The sequence below is a fragment of the Terrabacter ginsenosidimutans genome (assembly GCF_039539425.1).
In the GTDB taxonomy this organism is placed as follows: domain Bacteria; phylum Actinomycetota; class Actinomycetes; order Actinomycetales; family Dermatophilaceae; genus Terrabacter; species Terrabacter ginsenosidimutans.
On the sequence record NZ_BAABDC010000001.1, the window covers coordinates 341129 to 357206 of the forward strand.

The following is a 16078-nucleotide window of genomic DNA, read 5'->3' on the forward strand; positions in this document are numbered from 1 at the left end:
GTTTTTTGTGAAAGGACGGCTGGGCGCATGGCGTGCGGTACTGAACCGCAGGGTCCTGAGTCACCGTTCACACTACTGGGCAAGGTCGCCAAAACCCTTGCTGTTCAAGCAGACCGACGCTTCTACACAGCGAGGAGGAGACATGACCGAGCCGACTCTGGGCATCATCGCTGACGACCTGAGCGGGGCTGCCGAGTGCGCATCGCACGCTCTAGTGCGCGTTTCGCGCAGCATCGTGGTCCTCAGCTCCGAGTCGCTCCAGCGCCGAGGGCCCACGCTCGGGGAGCCCGACACCGTCGTCACGGTCGACACCGACTCCCGCCGGCGCGCGGGCGCAGACGCCGTGCGCGCCGTGCGCGCTGCCGCAGCCCTGGTGGCGGGCGCCGCCGTCGTGGTGAAGAAGGTCGACTCCCTGCTGCGTGGGCACCTCGGGGTCGAGGTCGCCGCCCTCGCCGACGAGCTGCAGCGCACGCCGGTCGTGGCCGTGGCCAACCCGGCGCTTGGCCGCGTCGTGCGCGACGGCGTGCTCCACGTCGGCGGCACACCCCTGCACGAGACCGACCTGTGGGCGGTCGAGACCACCGCGGCGCCCTCCCGGGTCGCCGAGGCCCTGCACCCGCTGCCCACGGTGCTCGTCCCCCACACGACGGTGCTGAACGGCATCGAGGCCGTCACCGAGGCCCTGACCGAAGCCACCCGGACCGGGCTCGTGCCGGTGTGCGACGCGGTGACCGACGCCGACCTCGACGTCGTCCACGCCGCCGCCGTCGCCGCGGGCGCCGGACGCGGCGCGCTGCTCGTCGGATCCGGCGCCCTGGCCGACGCGGCCGCGCGCGCCCTCCCACCGGAACCGCGCCGTGGCGCGCTTTCGGACGACGACGCGCACCAGATCGCACCAGATCGGCGCCGTGGCCCCGAGACGGCGGGCGCGGCACGCTCGGTGCTCTTCGTGCTCGGGACGCGGGCGCCCGGCCTCTCCGAGCAGCTCCGGCAGCTCGTGGCTGCGCACACTGCGCAGACCGTGCTCGTACGGCCCGACGTGCTGCTCGCCGACCCCGAGACCGTATGCCTCGAGCTGGCCCGGCTGCGCCCCGACGGTGTCGTCGTCGTGGCCCTCGACCCGACCGCTCCCGTCGACCCCACCCGCTCCCGAGCGCTGACCGAGGCCCTGGCTGCCGCGGTGGCACCGCTGCTCGACGGCTACGACGCGGCCTTCCTCTCCGGCGGCGAGACCGCCCGGTCCGTCCTGGACCACCTTCGCGTGCACTCCCTCGACGTCGTCGCCGAGGTCGGGACCGGGACCGTTGTGAGCGCTCGACCGGGCGGCCGACTCGTCGTGACCCGTCCGGGCAGCTTCGGCGACCCGTCCTCCCTCGTCCGCGTCGCCGCGCACCTGATCGGCGACCCCACGTCCCGCCATCCCGTACCGACTCACACCGCAACCCGCGCCGTCCCCGGCGCGACCACCGAGGAGAACTCATGAGCGCCGCCCTTCCCCGCATCGCCGTGACCATGGGAGACGGCGCCGGCATCGGCCCCGAGATCATCGTCAAGGCCCTCGTCGACCCGCACGTCGCGACGATGGCGCGCACCGTCGTCGTCGGTGACGCCCTGCGCCTCAAGCAGGCCGCCGCGGTCGCCGGTGTCGCTGTCGACATCGTCACGATCGACGACGTCGAGGAGGCGAGCGAGATCCCGGGCCGCATCAACGTCATCGACCTCGCCCTGCTGCCGGAGGACCTGCCCTTCGGCCGGCTGTCCGCGGTCGCCGGCGACGCGGCCTACCACTACATCCGGGTGGCGGCCGAGCTCGCCATGGCCGGCAAGGTCCAGGCCATCTGCACCGCCCCGCTCAACAAGGAGGCGCTGCACGCCGGCGGACACGTCTTCCCCGGCCACACCGAGCTGCTCGCCCACCTGACGGGCACGCCCGAGGTGTCGATGATGCTCTCGACCGAGAGGGTCAAGGTCATCCACGTCACGACCCACATCGGCCTCATCGACGCCGTCGCCCGGATCGAGCCGGGTCTCGTCGAGCGGGTCATCCGCCGCGGCCACCGGGCCCTCGTCGACGCGGGCAACCCGAACCCCAAGATCGGCGTGTGCGGCATCAACCCGCACGCCGGCGAGAACGGCCTCTTCGGCTACGGCGAGGAGGAGTCGAAGATCAACCCCGGCGTCGAGGCGGCCCGCGCCGACGGCATCGACGTGCACGGCGCCCTGCCGGCCGACACGCTCTTCTTCCTCGCCGGTCGCGGCGACTACGACCTCGTCGTCGCGATGTACCACGACCAGGGCCACGGCCCCGTCAAGGTGCTGGGTCTCGAGGCCGGCGTCAACGTCACCATCGGCCTGCCCGTCATCCGCACATCGGTCGACCACGGCACGGCGTTCGACATCGCCGGCACCGGCATCGCCGACCACCGCTCCATGATCGAGGCGCTGCGCCTGGGCGCGGAGATGGCGCCGCGGCCCGTGGACGCCTAGGGTGCCCAGCGTGGCGAAGCACACCGCACAGACGCGTCGGGGCGAGATCGTCCGCCTCGCCACCACCAGTGGGCTGGCGAGCGTGGAGGAGCTCTCCGACCAGCTCGGTGTCACGGCGTCGACGATCCGGCGTGACCTCGCCAAGCTGACCGCCCAGGGCAAGCTGGCCCGCACCTACGGCGGCGTCATGAGCCTGGCCCACCACCCCGAGGCCTCGCTGCGCCAGCGGCTCGGTGAGGCGCACGCGGCCAAGCGCGACATCGCCCGCTGGGCCGCGGACCAGATCGAGCCGGGCGAGACGATCCTGCTCGACGCGGGCTCGACGATGGGCGCCCTCGCCGACGCCATCACGAAGATGCCCGAGCTCAACGAGCTCACCGTCGTCACGGCCGGGATCAGTGCGATGGGCACGCTCACCGACAGCGTCGGCATCGACGTCATCGCCCTCGGCGGACGGCTGCGGCCACTGAGCCAGGCGTTCGTCGGCCCGCTCACCGAGGCAGCCGTGCAGCGACTGTCGTTCGACCGCGCCTTCATGGGCGCCGACAGCGTGCACGCCGAGCGTGGCATCTGCGAGGCCGACCTCGAGCAGACCCGCCTCAAGGAGCTCATGATGAGCCGCGCCGAGCACACCTACGTGCTCGCTCACGCCGACAAGCTCGGGCAGTCGCCCTTCCACGCGTGGGCGGTCATGCCGGCACGCTGGACCCTCGTCACGGACGAGTCCGCCGATCCCCTTGCGCTGCAGTCGTTCCGGGACAACGACATCGAGGTCGTCGTCGCGCCACGCCGCGACTGAGCCTCGTGCTCGACGCAGCCCACGACGAGCCGGGCGTATGCCGTGGGCCCCGCCACACGGCATACGCAGGCTGTCGCGTGTGGCTCAGTCCTCCACGACGGTCGTCAGGACCCAGTCGCGCACCTCGGGCATGTCCTCGAGGTGCTCGACGATGTAGTCCTGGTGCGCGGAGAGCTGCTCCTCGCACCACGCCTTGACCTCGCTCGACCCACGGACCTGGCGCCCTGCGTTGTTGATGGCGTCCATGACGAGGTGGTAGCGGTCGACGCCGTTGCGCACGACCATGTCGAAGGGGGTCGTCGTCGTGCCCTCCTCGCTGAAGCCGCGCACGTGGAAGCGGTCCGCATCGGGACGCCCGTGCACGAGCTGGTGGATGGCGCCGTGGTAGCCGTGGAAGGCGAAGACGACGTCGACGTGGTCGGTGAACAGCTCGCCGAAGCGCACGTCGTCCATGCCGTGCGGGTGGCTGCGCGCCCGCGGGAGCGTCATCAGGTCGACGACGTTGACGACGCGGACCCGCAGCTGCGGCAGCTTCTCCCTGAGGATCTGCGCAGCGGCCACGACCTCCATCGTCACGACGTCGCCGGCGCACGCGAGCACGACGTCCGGGTCACGGTCCCCGTCGTCGGTGCCGGCCCACTCCCAGATGCCGGCCCCGGCCGCGCAGTGCGCGACGGCCTCGTCCATCGACAGCCACTGCGGCTGCGGCTGCTTGTCGATGACGATCAGGTTGACGTAGTTCTTGGACCGGAAGCAGTGATCCGCCACGGACAGAAGGCAGTTCGCGTCCGGGGGCAGGTAGATGCGCGACACGTCACCCCGTGCGTTGAGGACGGTCTGGATGAGCCCCGGTCCCTGGTGCGAGAAGCCGTTGTGGTCGTTGCGCCAGGCCGTGGACGTCAGGAGGATGTTGAGGCTCGGCACGTCCGCCCGCCAGTCGAGCTTGTTGGCCTCCTGCAGCCATTTGCTGTGCTGGACGGTCATCGACGCGCTCACCATGGCGAACGCCTCGTACGTCGCGAAGAGGCCGTGCCGTCCCGTCAGGGTGTAGCCCTCGAGCCAGCCGTGGCACGAGTGCTCCGAGAGCACCTCCATGACGCGGCCGTCGTGCGAGAGCTTGACGTCGTCGTCGGTGATGCGCTCGGCCGTCATCCGCTCGGACACGTCGAAGACGGCGCCGACCCGGTTGCTGTTGGTCTCGTCGGGGCTGAAGAGCCGGAACGTCGTGGGGTTGCGCACGTAGAGCTCACGCATCATCTCCCCGATCGCGCGCGTCGACTCCTCGCGAGTGCTGGCCGGCGACGGCACGTCCCGGGCGAAGTCCCGGAAGTCAGGGATGTCGAGCTCGGTCGTCAGCACGCCCCCGTTGGAGTGTGGTGACGCGCTCATCCGGAGGTCGCCCTCCGGGTTCGCCTGCAGGACGAGGTCGACGGGCTTGCCGGACGCGTCGAAGAGCTCCTCGGGTCGGTAGGACCGCATCCACGCCTCGAGGAGCGCGAGGTGCTCGGGGTTCTCCTTGACCCCGGACAGCGGCACCTGGTGCCCGCCACGTGCCGGTGACCTTGACGCCGTCGACCTCCGCCGGGCCGGTCCAGCCCTTCGGGGTGCGCAGCACGATGAGCGGCCAACGCGGCCGCGCATCCATGCTCCAGCCGTCGGCCCGCGCCTCGGCCTGGATCGCACGGATCCGGTCGTAGGCGACTCCGAGCGTCTGCGCGAATCGCTCGTGCATGCCCGGCACGTCGTCCCCCTCGACCTCGAGGACCTCGTAGCCGTGGCCCTCGAGCAGGCTGCGGACCTCCGCCGGGTCCTTGCGGCCGAGCACCGTCGGGCCGGCGATCTTGGCGCCGTTGAGGTGCAGGACCGGCAGCACGGCGCCGTCGCGGCGCGGGTTGAGGAAGGAGATGCCCTTCCAGGAGCCCTCGAGCGGGCCCGTCTCGGCCTCGCCGTCACCCACGACGGCGAGCGCCAGCAGGTCGGGGTTGTCCATGACGGCCCCGAAGGCGTGGAAGAGGACGTAGCCGAGCTCGCCGCCCTCGTGGATCGAGCCGGGAGTCGTCACCGACACGTGGCTGGGGATGCCGCCCGGCGCCGAGAACTGCCGGAAGAGGCGGCGCACGCCGTCGGCGTCGCGCGTCACCTTGGGGTAGACCTCCGAGTACGTGCCCTCGAGGTAGCCCGCCGCGACGAGCGCGGGGCCGCCGTGCCCGGGGCCGGTGAGGTAGATCGTCTCCTGGCCGGTGTGCCGGATCACCCGGGACATGTGGGCGTAGACGAACGACAGGCCGGGACTCGTGCCCCAGTGACCCAGCAGTCGAGGCTTGATGTCGTCCGGCACGAGGGGGCGCTGCAGCAGTGCGTTGTCCTGCAGGTAGATCTGCCCGATCGTCAGGTAGTTGTTGGCCCGCCACCACGCATCCATCGAGGCGATCTCGTCGGCGGTCGGGGCAGGCACGGAGGTCGTGGTCGTCGTCGTCACAGCAGGGGCCTCTCGAGGGGTCTGAGATCGTCGTCCCGTCGAGCCTCACGGACGGTGGCCGGGCTGGCAAGGGGCCTGTCGTCGGGAGGGGCCACACGGCATACGCCGGCGGGTGGCCCCGAGCGGACAGAGCAGTGGGCCGGCCCCCGTCGGGACCGGCCCACCCCACTCCGGAAAGATCAGCGGTTGAAGGCGTCCTTGACGTCCTCGCCCGCGTCCTTGAGCTGCTCGCCCCGCTGCTTGAGGTCCGCCGAGGCCTGGTCACGCTCGCCCTCGGCCTCGAGTCGCTCGTTGTCGGTGACCTTTCCGGCGGCTTCCTTGGCCTTGCCCTTCAGGTCTTCGCCCATGTTGCTGGCCTTGTCTTCGATACCCATGTCGGGGCCCCTTTCGCCTTCGATCGGATGCTTCTACCCCTACCCGGTCGCCATGGTTCGTCACCACAGCTGCGCCGGCTGTCCAGAAGAGGGTCGTGCGCTCGGGGCGTCGGTGGCCTTTGCGACACTGGAGGTGTGAGCACGTTCCCCAACCCCGCGTCCGAGGTGTCCCCCACGTCCGGACGGGGGCCACAGACACGCGACCTCAGCCGGTTCGCCTACCTGTCCATCGCGGCCGCCGTCGTCACCATCACGCTGAAGGTCATCGCCTGGCGCATCACGGGATCCGTGGGCCTGCTCTCCGATGCGGCCGAGTCGGTCGTCAACCTCGTCGCCGCGATCGCCGTGCTCATCGCCCTCAAGGTGGCGGCGATGCCGGCCGACAAGAACCACCACTACGGCCACACCAAGGCCGAGTACTTCTCGGCGGCCATCGAGGGGATGATGATCTTCGTCGCCGCCCTCGTGATCATGTACACCGCGGTCGAGCGCTTCCTCAACCCGCAGCCCATCGAGAACGTCGGCCTCGGCCTCGCCATCTCGGTCGTCGCGTCCGCCGTCAACGGCGGCGTCGCGGTCGTCCTGCTGCGGGCCGGTCGGCGCTACCGCTCGCTGACGCTCACCGCGGACGGCAAGCACCTCATGACCGACGTGTGGACCTCCGCGGGCGTCGTCGTCGGCGTGCTGCTCGTCGGGCTGACACACGTCGAGCGCCTCGACCCCGTCATCGCCTTCCTCGTCGGCATCAACATCGTCTGGACCGGCTGGAAGCTCATCCGCGAGTCCACCGAGGGCCTCATGGACATCTCCATGCCCAAGGAGGACAACAGCGCCATCGCCGAGATCCTGTCGCGCTTCGTCACGCGCGAGGTCCACTTCCACGCGCTGCGCACGCGGGTCTCCGGCCACCACCGTTTCGCCGAGGTGCACGTCCTCGTCCCCGGCGCGTGGACCGTCCAGCAGGGCCACGACCTCATGGAGGAGGTCGAGCAGGCCGTCCACCGCGAGTTCGGCGAGATCGCGCTCACCTGCCACCTCGAGCCGTCCGAGGACCCCCGCGCCTACGGCGACTACGCCGCCGAGTTCCCCATCCCCACGCACGACGACATCGTCGCCGCACACGGAGCCACGCCGGCACGACCGGATCGGGGCGACGACAAGGCATGAGCCGTGCGCACGTCGTCGTGCCCTCGCCGATCGGTGACCTGACCGTCGTCGCCGAGGACGGCGTCATCACGCACCTGCTCATGGATGCCGCGAAGTACCGTCCCGACGACCCCGAGGTCCTCGGCGAGGTGGGCGACCCCGCCGACGAGCCGTTCGCCGCGGCAGCCGTGCAGCTCGCCGCCTACTTCACCGGCGCCCTGACCGAGTTCGACCTGCCGCTCGCCCCGCGTGGCGACGACTTCCACCAGCGGGTGTGGGCGCTCCTGCGCGAGATCCCCTACGGGCAGACCCGCAGCTACGGCGACCTCGCCAGGGCGCTCGGCGACCGCAACCTGGCGCAGGCCGTCGGCACGGCCAACGGCCGCAACCCGATCGCCGTCGTCGTCCCCTGCCATCGCGTCATCGGCGCCGACGGCTCCCTCGTGGGGTATGCCGGTGGGCTGAGTCGCAAGCGCTTCCTCCTCGCGCTCGAGGAGCCCCCCGCAGACGAGTCCGGCCGCCTCTTCTGATCCCCCTGCCCGTCGAGTGAACGCCCCGCCCCAGTCGAGTGAGCGCGGCGTCCCGTCCGTCACACTGGGACCTCACACTTCCGCAGGCCGGAGCGTCTACAGGGCATGAAGCGACCGTTCGAGCAGGCCGTCACCGAGCACGGGGCCGTGGTGCTGCGCGTATGCCGCGCCGTGCTCGGCCCGACCGAGGCCGACGACGCATGGTCCGAGACGTTCCTCTCGGCCCTCCGCGCCTGGCCCGACCTTCCCGACGACGCGAACGTCCGGGCATGGCTCGTCACCATCGCGCACCGCAAGGCCGTCGACGTCGCCCGAGCCGGCGCCCGTCACGCGGTCCCGGTCGCCGAGGTGCCCGAGGCCACCGCCCCACGCGCCGACCAGCCCGAGGAGGCCATCCCCGACGGGGACCTCTGGAGCGCTGTCGCCGCCCTCCCCGAGAAGCAGCGCCTGTGCGTGGCCTACCACCACGTCGCCGGCCTGCCTCACCCGGAGGTCGCCCGCATCGTCGGAGGCACGCCCGCGGCGGCACGCCGCGCCGCTGCCGACGGCATCGCGCGGCTCCGGTCCACGTACCCAGCCACCGGAAGGGTGAGCACCCATGTCTGACAACCCGATCCAGCTCCTGACCTCAGCGTCCACCGACGACGACGAGCACCTCGCAGCCCTGCATGACACCCTCATCCGTCGCGCCTCGGCGGAGTCGTCGGTCGACGCCACCTACCGCGTGGTCGACTCCCCCGTCGGCCCACTCCTGCTCGCGGCGACCGAGAGCGGCGTCATCCGCGTGGCCTTCGCGGTCGAGGACCACGACCGGGTGCTCGAGTCGCTCGGCGCGTCCGTCGGGTCGCGGATCCTGCGCGGCGGCAACCGGCTCGACCCGCTGGCCCGCGAGCTCGACGACTACTTCGCCGGGCGGCGGCACCGGTTCGACGTCCCCCTCGACCTGCGTCTCGCGCGCGGCTTCCGGCTCACCGTGCTGCGTCACCTCAGCGACATCCCGTACGGCTCGACCGAGAGCTACGGTGAGGTGGCCGTGGCGTCCGGCAGCCCGAGGGCAGTACGCGCGGTCGGCTCGGCCTGCGCGACGAACCCGCTGCCGATCGTCGTCCCGTGCCACCGCGTCGTGCGCTCGGACGGCTCTCTCGGCGGCTACCTCGGCGGCCTGCCGACGAAGGAGCGGCTCCTCGCGCTCGAGCGTGCCGCGGCTTGACCAGTGACTGGTGAGGCGGGGCGTTCACTCGACTGGGGCGGGGCGTTCACTCGACTGGGGCGGGGCGTTCACTCGACTGGGGCGGGGCGCTCACTCGAGCGGGGCGGGGCGCTCACTCGAGTGAGCGGTGGGACCATCGGGGCATGCGCCCTGGAGAGCCGTCGTGACCTGGCCCGTGCGTGAGACCCGCGTCGTCTACGAGAACCCGTGGATCCGGGTCCGTGAGGACGCCGTGACCCGGCCCGACGGGGGCGACGGCATCTTCGGGGTCGTCGAGGTGCAGCGCCCTTCGGTCTTCGTCGTCGCCCTGACCGACGACGACGAGATCGTGCTCGTCACCCTCGACCGGCACACCGTCGGCACGTCGGTCGAGGTGCCCGCCGGCGGCACCGACGGCGAGGACCCCCTCGTCGCGGCCCGGCGCGAGCTCGCCGAGGAGACCGGCCTCGTCGCCGCAACCTGGCAGCAGGTCGGCACGATGAACGCTCTCAACGGGATCTGCCGCGCGCCAGAGGTCGTCTTCCTCGCGACCGGCCTCGAGCCGGCGTCCGCCACCGACGACGCGGCCGCCCGCCACGAGGAGGGCATCCGCGAGGTCCGCCGCGTGCCCGTCGCCGAGGTGCTCGGTCTCGTCTCCGACGGGACGATCACGGACGGCGAGACGGTCGCCGCGCTCATGTTCGCGCTCGTGGCCCTGGGCCGCGTCGCCTGAGCGGCCAGCGTTCGGCGGCCGCACGGCATACGCCATCGAGTTCCACCGACCGTGCAACGGTTCGGGAGACAGCCGTGTCTAGGGGGTTGTACGACACTGGCAACCAGACGATCGGCACGACCCTGACGACCAGAACCGGCGGGAGCTCATGAGACGGAGGGACGAGGCGGCGTTCCGCAGCTTCGTGGAGGAGCGGCAGACGATGCTGCGCCGGCGCGCCTACCTGCTCTGCGGCAACTGGGCCGACGGCGACGAGCTCGTCCAGGAGGCGCTGGCACGCGTCTACGTCGCATGGCCGCGCATCGCCACCGGCGCCGAGACGGCCTACACGAGACGCACGATGATGAACCTTTATCTCAACGACCAGCGCAAGCGACGCCGCGAGGTCCTGACCGACGAGGCCCCGGAGCCTCCGACGCCGGACCACGACCGCGAGCTCGCGATGACCCTGACCGACCTGCTGCGTGACCTGCCCGAGAAGCAGCGCGCCGTCCTCGTGCTCCGCTTCTGGGAGGACCTCACGGTGCCCCAGATCGCCGAGTGCACGGGCGTCGCCGAAGGAACCATCAAGAGCCAGATCTCGCGCGGGCTCGCCGCCCTGCGCGGCCGGCTCGCAGAACCACCACTGACCGGGGCAGGAGCTTTTCCATGAGCGACGACACGACGCGAGGCCAGGGCGCCGCTCCGGAGGAGGGCGAGCTGCAGCTGCGAAAGGCGCTGTCCACCATGAACGACCTCGAACCACCCCACGACGACCTCTTCGCCCAGCGGGCCCTGATGCGCGGCCGGGCACGCACGTCCCGGCGCCGCTCGACGCTGCTCGGTGCGGCCGCCGCGGTCGTCGTCGTCGGAGCCGTCGGCGGCGCGTGGGTGTCGAGCAACCGCGCCTCCTCCAGCAGCGCGAGCAGCGCGGGCGCCGCTTCGGCCGAGGTCCAGAAGGACTCGTCCGGCAGTGCCGGTGCTGACAACGGTGCCCGCAGCCCCCAGTCGCTCTCGGGGAACGGCGCCCCGGGCGCGGCCCCGTCCTTCCCGTCGCCCCGCGACACCACGCGTTGGTTCGGCACCCTCTCGAGCCCGCAGACGAATGCCTTCACGGCCATCGAGCCGACGGTGGTCTCCCGCTGGCCCGAGGTCTTCTCGGGGGCGTATGCCGTCGACGCCGCAGGTGCCCGCGTGGCCGTCGTGGTCACCCGCCACGACCCCGAGCTGGAGGCCTTCGTGACCCGCGCGATGCCGTCACCGACCGATGTGGAGTTCGTCGTCATGAGCCATTCCCTCGAGGAGAAGCAGAAGGTCGCCAAGGAGATCGTCGACCAGCGAATGCTGTGGCGCTCCAAGGGAGTCCAGATCATCGCCGTCACCCAGGACGCCCGCAGCGACCAGGTCGTCGTCATGGCCGACGAGGGCACCTCGCCCGGTCTCATCGAGCAGCAGTACGGCGACATCGTCCGCGTCGTGCCGTCCAGCCAGACGGCGCCGGGCAAGCTGCCGAACGGGAGCACCCTGCCGACGATGCAGCCGTGAGCCGGCATCGCGCCGGCCGGCGCGGTTAGGCTGCCCGACATGGAGCAGCCGACCCCTCCGCAGGCACCGATCAGCCCGCTCGACGCACTCCGCCGCATCTGCTTCCTCCTCGAGCGTGGTCGCGAGAGCAGCTATCGCGTCGATGCGTTCCGCAGGACCATCGAGGCGATCACGCTCATCAGCGACGAGGAGCTGCAGGAGCGGGTCGAGGCCGGAACCCTCAAGCAGATCAAGGGAATCGGCGACTCGAGCGCAGCGATCATCGGGCAGGCGGTGCGCGGCGTCCTGCCGGCCTACCTCGTCTCGGCCGAGGAGAAGCACGGCGAGCCGCTGACCCGCGGCGGGGCGCAGCTGTATGCCGCCCTGCGCGGTGACCTGCACGCCCACTCCAACTGGAGCGACGGCGGCAGCCCCATCGAGGAGATGGTCCTCGCAGCCGTCGAGCTCGGCCAGGAGTGGATGGCCCTCACGGACCACTCCCCCCGCCTCACCGTCGCTAACGGGCTGAGCCGCGAGCGCCTCACCGACCAGCTGAAGCGCGTCGAGGCGATCAACGCGAGCCTCGGCGACGCGTTCACGGTCCTCAAGGGCATCGAGGTCGACATCCACCTCGACGGGACCCTCGACCAGGACGACGACATGCTCGACCAGCTCGACGTCGTCACGGCCTCGATCCACTCGAAGCTGCGCCAGCCGTCCTTCGAGATGACGCCGCGCATGGTCACCGCCGTCCGCAACCCGCGCACCAACGTGCTGGCCCACTGCACCGGCCAGCTCGTCACCGGCGGTCGTGGCAAGCGTCCCCCGTCGCAGTTCGACGCCGAGAAGGTCTTCCGGGCCTGCCTCGAGAACGACGTCGCCGTCGAGATCAACTCCCGGCCGGAGCGCTGCGACCCACCGGACGAGCTCATCGAGCTGGCGCGCAACCTCGGGTGCCTCTTCACCATCGACTCCGACGCGCACGCGCCCGGGCAGCTCGACATGAAGTCGCTCGGCTGTGAGCGCGCCGAGCGCCTCGGCATCCCGGCCGAACGCATCGTCACGACGTGGCCGGTCGACGACGTCCGAGCCTGGGCCAAGGGCTGATCCGGGGGGCTGTCGAGCGGCGCCGGGAGCCGATTTGGACGGTGCCAGAAACTCCCATATAGTTTCGACGTCCCAACGGATAGGTCGGGCAGGTCCCCATCGTCTAGCGGCCTAGGACTCCGCCCTTTCACGGCGGCAGCACGGGTTCGAATCCCGTTGGGGATACGCAGTACAGTTCGACACGCACCACCCAGTAAGGCCCCGTAGCGCAGTTGGTTAGCGCGCCGCCCTGTCACGGCGGAGGTCGCCGGTTCGAGCCCGGTCGGGGTCGCAAGACACCAGAAGCGCCGCTCTCATCAGAGAGCGGCGCTTCTAGCGTGTCAGGGGCCGTGACCCGCCTCGTAGGCTGTGGCGCGTGCGGATCGCGGTGCTCGACGACTACCAGGGCGTGGCCCTGTCCAGTGCCGACTGGGCGCCGGTCACCGGCCACCCGAGCACGCCCTGCACGGTCGACGTCTTCAGCGACCACGTCGGGGAGCCTGCCGCACTCGTCGAGCGGCTCGCGCCCTACGACGCCGTCGTCGTCATGCGCGAACGCACGCCGCTCCCGGCTGCCGTGCTCGCCGCCCTCCCCCGGCTGCGGCTGGTCGTGACGACCGGCCGACGCAACCCGAGCATCGACGTCGCCGCGGCCAGCACCGCCGGCATCACCGTGTGCGGCACCGAGAGCCTGCCGACGGCCCCGGCCGAGCTGACCTGGGCGCTCGTCCTCGGGCTTTCGCGCCACCTCGTCGAGGAGGCGGGAGCCGTGCGCACCGGCGGGTGGCAGACGACGGTGGGCCGCGACCTCGCCGGACACACCCTGGGCCTGCTCGGGCTCGGGCGCATCGGGAGCCAGGTCGCCACCGTCGGGCGCGCCTTCGGCATGGACGTCGTCGCGTGCAGCCGCAACCTCACCCCCGAGCGGGCCGCTTCCGCGGGTGCCCGGGCCGCCTCGCTCCAGGAGGTCCTCGCGGCCTCGGACGTCGTCTCGATCCACCTGCCTCTCGCCGAGGGGACCCGTGGCCTCGTCGGGGAGCGCGAGCTGGCGCTGATGCGACCCGACGCCCTGCTCGTCAACACCTCGCGCGGTCCGATCGTCGACGAGGGCGCGCTACTGGCGGCCCTGTCCCGCGGCCACCTGGGCGGGGTGGGGCTTGACGTCTTCGACGAGGAGCCTCTGCCGGCCGACCACCCGCTCCGCACCGCGCCTCGCACGCTCCTGACGCCGCACCTGGGCTACGTGACGCGCGACGTCTACGCGACGTTCTGGGGCGGCGTCGTCGAGGCCGTGACGGCATACCTCCACGGGTCACCCATCCGCACCCTCTGAGCCGATGGCGTATGCCGTGCGGCCGGCTCACGCTCAGCGGTGACCGGCGCGCAGGACCAGCTCGAGCTCGAACCTCACCTCGGGGTCGTCGAGTGCGTCCCCGAAGAGCTCCTTGAGCTGCGCGACCCGGTAGCCCACGGTCTGCTGGTGCACGAAGAGCTCCTGGGCGATCGGGGCTCGCTGGCCCTGGTGGCGCAACCACGACAGCAGCGTCTCGGTGAGGCGTTCGCGGACCGCGGGCCGCAGCCCGTCGAGCGGCGCCAGGCGCGTGCGGGCGAGGTCGTCGGTGGCCAGCGGCTCGGCGTGCACGACGAGCTCGGCGAGGTGGTCCGCGACCCAGACCGGGGAGGTCTCGGCGCCGGGATCGTCCGGGCCCGACCTCGTGCCACGCCCGACGCCGTGCGCCCCGGCGGAGGTCGCGAGGTGCAGGGACTCGCCCGCCTGCTGCCACGGCCGCGGTGGGCCGATGATGGCGCGGCGCCCCCGCAGCGCACGCTGGAGGTCGCGTGGCCGGGCGGCCCGGCTGACGAACGGGAAGATGACGACCACGTCGGTGCCCCGCTCGGCGACGAGGGCCTCCGGTCCCAGGGCCGCCCGCAGCCCGTCGACGTGGGGGAACGGCACGAGCGCGACCACGACGACCTCCGGCAGGGTCCAGCCCACGGCGGAGGCCAGTCGGGGCACGCCTCCGTCACTCGAGTCACCGCGCAGGATCATCTCGAGCAGCTCCGCCCGGAGCCGCACCTGCTCGCCCGCGCGCTCGGACTGCTCCTGGGCATAGCCCTGTGCGCTGGCCGCCGACAGCTCGTCGATGTAGGCGAAGAGCGACTCACCGAGCGCCAGCAGCGCGTCGGGGGGCATCTGCGACACGTTCACCGTGCGCGAGACCGCCCGGAAGGTGACGCGGGCCCCGTAGCGGTAGGCGGCGAGCAGCGACTCGAGGCTGCGGCCCGAGCGCACCTCGCCGCGACCGAGGTTCTCGTAGACCCACTTGCCGTCCTCTGAGAGGGCCGGCAGACGCGTGCCCGGAAGGTCCAGGAAGCGGTTCAACGCGATCGTGACCCCCTGCCGGACGCCCTGTCCGAAGCGCCCCTCCATGGGCATCGCGTAGACGGGTACGTCACGGGGTATGCCATCGATGATCGCCTCGACGATCTCCTTCACGACGGGTCGCAGCACCACCGCGACTTCGGTGGGGAGAGACAACCACGGTGGGTCAGATGTGGCCTGTGACACGTCGCCCTCCTGCATTCTGTCGTCACACAACAGTTTCTTGGGTCAAAGAGTACGCGTCACCCCAAGAGCCGCGGGGCCTTCGACGGCCATGATGGAACCATGACCCAGATCAGAGCTCTCCGGCGTGTGGCGTCGCTCCTGACGACCCCTCTCACGCCCGAGGACATCCTCGCTCTGGTGAACCCGCTGGCCTCGGCGCGCCAGCTGCGCGGCGTCGTGACCAAGGTGGTCCGCGAGACCCCTGACTCGACGACCATCCACTTCCGCCCCGGTCGCGGCTGGAACCCCCACGCCGCAGGCCAGTGGGCCCGCATCGGCGTCGAGATCGACGGCGTGCGCCAGTGGCGCAGCTACTCCCTCTCAGCGGCGGTGGGCCATGACCCGGCCATCACGGTGACCGCCATCGGCTTCGTCTCGACGGCGCTCGCGCGCGACACCAAGGTCGGCGACATCCTCTTCCTCGACACCCCGCAGGGCGACTTCGTGCTCCCGGAGCACCCGCGCCCGTTGCTGATGCTCACGGCCGGCAGCGGCCTGACGCCGGTCATGTCGATGATCCGCACCCTCGTGCCGCGCCGGCCGGACGCCGACGTAGTGCTCATCCACTCGGCCCGCACGCGCGACGAGGCCCTCTTCCACGACGAGCTCCTCGAGCTCGCGGACCAGTTCCCCGGCCTCACGGTCCGGCACTGGTTCACCCGAGAGGAGGACGGTCGTCGCCTGGACCTCTCGGACGCAACCGACCTCGAGACGCTCTGTCCCGACTGGCGCGACCGGGCGGCATACGCCTGCGGGCCCACCGAGTTCCTCGACGCGGCCACCGAGCTGTGGCTGCGCGACGGCAACGACGACACGCACACCAACCTGACGATCGAGCGTTTCGCGCCCGTCCTGCTGGAGGGATCCGGCGGCGAGGGCGGGCTGCTGACGTTCGAGAAGTCGGACAAGGAAGTGGAGGCGGGCGGCGACGTCCCCCTCCTCGAGGCCGGCGAGGAGTGTGGCGTGGTCATGCCGAGCGGGTGCCGCATGGGCATCTGCCGCAGCTGCCTCGTCCCGCTCGTCGCCGGCAAGGTCCGCGACCTGCGCACCGGCGAGGTGCACGGCGACGAGGGCGAGCTCATCCAGACCTGCGTCAACGCGGCCGCCGGACCCGTCCACCTGGACATCTAGGAAGGGAAACACC

16 protein-coding genes, 2 tRNA genes and 1 pseudogene are annotated in these 16078 nt (G+C 71.5%); 15 read left to right on the top strand and 4 right to left on the bottom strand.

Going from position 1 to position 16078, the window contains the following annotated elements:
* Window positions 1–142 precede the first annotated feature (142 nt).
* The 3 genes from ABD831_RS01715 to ABD831_RS01725 are packed head-to-tail and all read left to right on the top strand — an operon-like array spanning window position 143 to window position 3286.
* Complete coding sequence (locus ABD831_RS01715) at window positions 143–1483, top strand: four-carbon acid sugar kinase family protein (protein ID WP_344940616.1); 1341 nt, start codon at window positions 143–145, stop codon at window positions 1481–1483.
* A complete protein-coding gene (pdxA, locus tag ABD831_RS01720) occupies window positions 1480–2487 on the top strand; it encodes a 4-hydroxythreonine-4-phosphate dehydrogenase PdxA (protein WP_344940619.1) in 1008 nt (335 codons plus the stop codon). The genes ABD831_RS01715 and pdxA overlap by 4 nt, the downstream gene beginning before the upstream one ends.
* A gap of 10 nt (window positions 2488–2497) precedes the next feature.
* Window positions 2498–3286 (top strand): DeoR/GlpR family DNA-binding transcription regulator, encoded by a 789-nt coding sequence (locus ABD831_RS01725; RefSeq protein WP_344940622.1) that lies wholly within the window; start codon window positions 2498–2500, stop codon window positions 3284–3286.
* Window positions 3287–3370: 84 nt separating this feature from the next.
* Here ABD831_RS01725 and ABD831_RS01730 read toward each other — a convergent pair whose 3' ends face one another.
* The 3 genes and pseudogenes from ABD831_RS01730 to ABD831_RS01740 all read right to left on the bottom strand — a co-directional run bounded on the left by ABD831_RS01730 (window position 3371) and on the right by ABD831_RS01740 (window position 6139).
* Window positions 3371–4675 (bottom strand): phosphoketolase family protein, encoded by a 1305-nt coding sequence (locus ABD831_RS01730; protein WP_425582785.1) that lies wholly within the window; start codon window positions 4673–4675, stop codon window positions 3371–3373.
* A 27-nt stretch (window positions 4676–4702) separates the two neighbouring features.
* Window positions 4703–5708: pseudogene (locus ABD831_RS01735) on the bottom strand (phosphoketolase family protein); the annotation flags it as partial.
* Window positions 5709–5944: 236 nt separating this feature from the next.
* Window positions 5945–6139, bottom strand: a complete 195-nt coding sequence (locus ABD831_RS01740; protein WP_344940628.1) for a CsbD family protein — start codon at window positions 6137–6139, stop codon at window positions 5945–5947.
* A 135-nt stretch (window positions 6140–6274) separates the two neighbouring features.
* Between ABD831_RS01740 and ABD831_RS01745 the strand changes: the two genes are divergently transcribed.
* From ABD831_RS01745 to ABD831_RS01795, 11 genes are all read left to right on the top strand, one after another.
* On the top strand, window positions 6275–7306 hold the full coding sequence (locus ABD831_RS01745; RefSeq protein WP_425582770.1) for a cation diffusion facilitator family transporter: 1032 nt from the start codon (window positions 6275–6277) through the stop codon (window positions 7304–7306).
* The gene (locus ABD831_RS01750; RefSeq protein ID WP_344940631.1) at window positions 7303–7815 is read left to right on the top strand and encodes a methylated-DNA--[protein]-cysteine S-methyltransferase; all 513 of its coding nucleotides are present in this window, start codon (window positions 7303–7305) and stop codon (window positions 7813–7815) included. Before ABD831_RS01745 ends, ABD831_RS01750 begins: the two co-directional genes overlap by 4 nt.
* Before the next feature lie 105 nt (window positions 7816–7920).
* Window positions 7921–8421, top strand: coding sequence for an RNA polymerase sigma factor (locus ABD831_RS01755; RefSeq protein ID WP_344940634.1), 501 nt, complete (start codon window positions 7921–7923; stop codon window positions 8419–8421).
* Entirely contained in the window at window positions 8414–9025 is a 612-nt protein-coding gene (locus tag ABD831_RS01760; protein WP_344940637.1) for a methylated-DNA--[protein]-cysteine S-methyltransferase, read from the top strand. The genes ABD831_RS01755 and ABD831_RS01760 overlap by 8 nt, the downstream gene beginning before the upstream one ends.
* Window positions 9026–9188: 163 nt before the next feature.
* On the top strand, window positions 9189–9737 hold the full coding sequence (locus ABD831_RS01765; protein ID WP_344940640.1) for an NUDIX domain-containing protein: 549 nt from the start codon (window positions 9189–9191) through the stop codon (window positions 9735–9737).
* 148 nt (window positions 9738–9885) lie between these two features.
* Window positions 9886–10389 (top strand): SigE family RNA polymerase sigma factor, encoded by a 504-nt coding sequence (locus ABD831_RS01770; protein ID WP_142176684.1) that lies wholly within the window; start codon window positions 9886–9888, stop codon window positions 10387–10389.
* Entirely contained in the window at window positions 10386–11261 is an 876-nt protein-coding gene (locus ABD831_RS01775) for a hypothetical protein (RefSeq protein WP_344940644.1), read from the top strand. The genes ABD831_RS01770 and ABD831_RS01775 overlap by 4 nt, the downstream gene beginning before the upstream one ends.
* A 39-nt stretch (window positions 11262–11300) precedes the next feature.
* Window positions 11301–12347, top strand: a complete 1047-nt coding sequence (locus tag ABD831_RS01780) for a PHP domain-containing protein (protein ID WP_344940646.1) — start codon at window positions 11301–11303, stop codon at window positions 12345–12347.
* 92 nt (window positions 12348–12439) lie between these two features.
* A tRNA-Glu gene (locus tag ABD831_RS01785) sits at window positions 12440–12512 on the top strand.
* 32 nt (window positions 12513–12544) lie between these two features.
* Window positions 12545–12618: transfer RNA gene (locus ABD831_RS01790), tRNA-Asp, on the top strand.
* An 84-nt stretch (window positions 12619–12702) separates the two neighbouring features.
* Window positions 12703–13659 carry a D-2-hydroxyacid dehydrogenase family protein gene (locus tag ABD831_RS01795; RefSeq protein ID WP_344940649.1) on the top strand — a complete coding sequence of 319 codons (957 nt, stop codon included), beginning with the start codon at window positions 12703–12705 and terminating at the stop codon, window positions 13657–13659.
* Window positions 13660–13692: 33 nt separating this feature from the next.
* Here the strand turns inward: ABD831_RS01795 and ABD831_RS01800 are convergent, their stop codons facing one another.
* Window positions 13693–14910 (bottom strand): PucR family transcriptional regulator, encoded by a 1218-nt coding sequence (locus tag ABD831_RS01800; protein WP_486389326.1) that lies wholly within the window; start codon window positions 14908–14910, stop codon window positions 13693–13695.
* Window positions 14911–14994: 84 nt separating this feature from the next.
* Here ABD831_RS01800 and ABD831_RS01805 point away from each other — a divergent pair, with 84 nt between their 5' ends.
* A complete protein-coding gene (locus ABD831_RS01805) occupies window positions 14995–16065 on the top strand; it encodes a ferredoxin reductase (protein WP_344940655.1) in 1071 nt (356 codons plus the stop codon).
* The last annotated feature ends 13 nt before the right edge of the window (window positions 16066–16078 follow it).

Bases quoted from the DNA above. Each gene is read 5' to 3' on its own strand.
- ABD831_RS01715 (WP_344940616.1), top strand. From the start codon at position 143: ATGACCGAGCCGACTCTGGGCATCATCGCTGACGACCTGAGCGGGGCT.
- pdxA (WP_344940619.1), top strand. From the start codon at position 1,480: ATGAGCGCCGCCCTTCCCCGCATCGCCGTGACCATGGGAGACGGCGCC.
- ABD831_RS01730 (WP_425582785.1), bottom strand. From the start codon at position 4,675: ATGAGCGCGTCACCACACTCCAACGGGGGCGTGCTGACGACCGAGCTC.
- ABD831_RS01740 (WP_344940628.1), bottom strand. From the start codon at position 6,139: ATGGGTATCGAAGACAAGGCCAGCAACATGGGCGAAGACCTGAAGGGC.
- ABD831_RS01750 (WP_344940631.1), top strand. From the start codon at position 7,303: ATGAGCCGTGCGCACGTCGTCGTGCCCTCGCCGATCGGTGACCTGACC.
- ABD831_RS01755 (WP_344940634.1), top strand. From the start codon at position 7,921: ATGAAGCGACCGTTCGAGCAGGCCGTCACCGAGCACGGGGCCGTGGTG.
- ABD831_RS01760 (WP_344940637.1), top strand. From the start codon at position 8,414: ATGTCTGACAACCCGATCCAGCTCCTGACCTCAGCGTCCACCGACGAC.
- ABD831_RS01770 (WP_142176684.1), top strand. From the start codon at position 9,886: ATGAGACGGAGGGACGAGGCGGCGTTCCGCAGCTTCGTGGAGGAGCGG.
- ABD831_RS01775 (WP_344940644.1), top strand. From the start codon at position 10,386: ATGAGCGACGACACGACGCGAGGCCAGGGCGCCGCTCCGGAGGAGGGC.
- ABD831_RS01780 (WP_344940646.1), top strand. From the start codon at position 11,301: ATGGAGCAGCCGACCCCTCCGCAGGCACCGATCAGCCCGCTCGACGCA.
- ABD831_RS01800 (WP_486389326.1), bottom strand. From the start codon at position 14,910: ATGCAGGAGGGCGACGTGTCACAGGCCACATCTGACCCACCGTGGTTG.
- ABD831_RS01805 (WP_344940655.1), top strand. From the start codon at position 14,995: ATGACCCAGATCAGAGCTCTCCGGCGTGTGGCGTCGCTCCTGACGACC.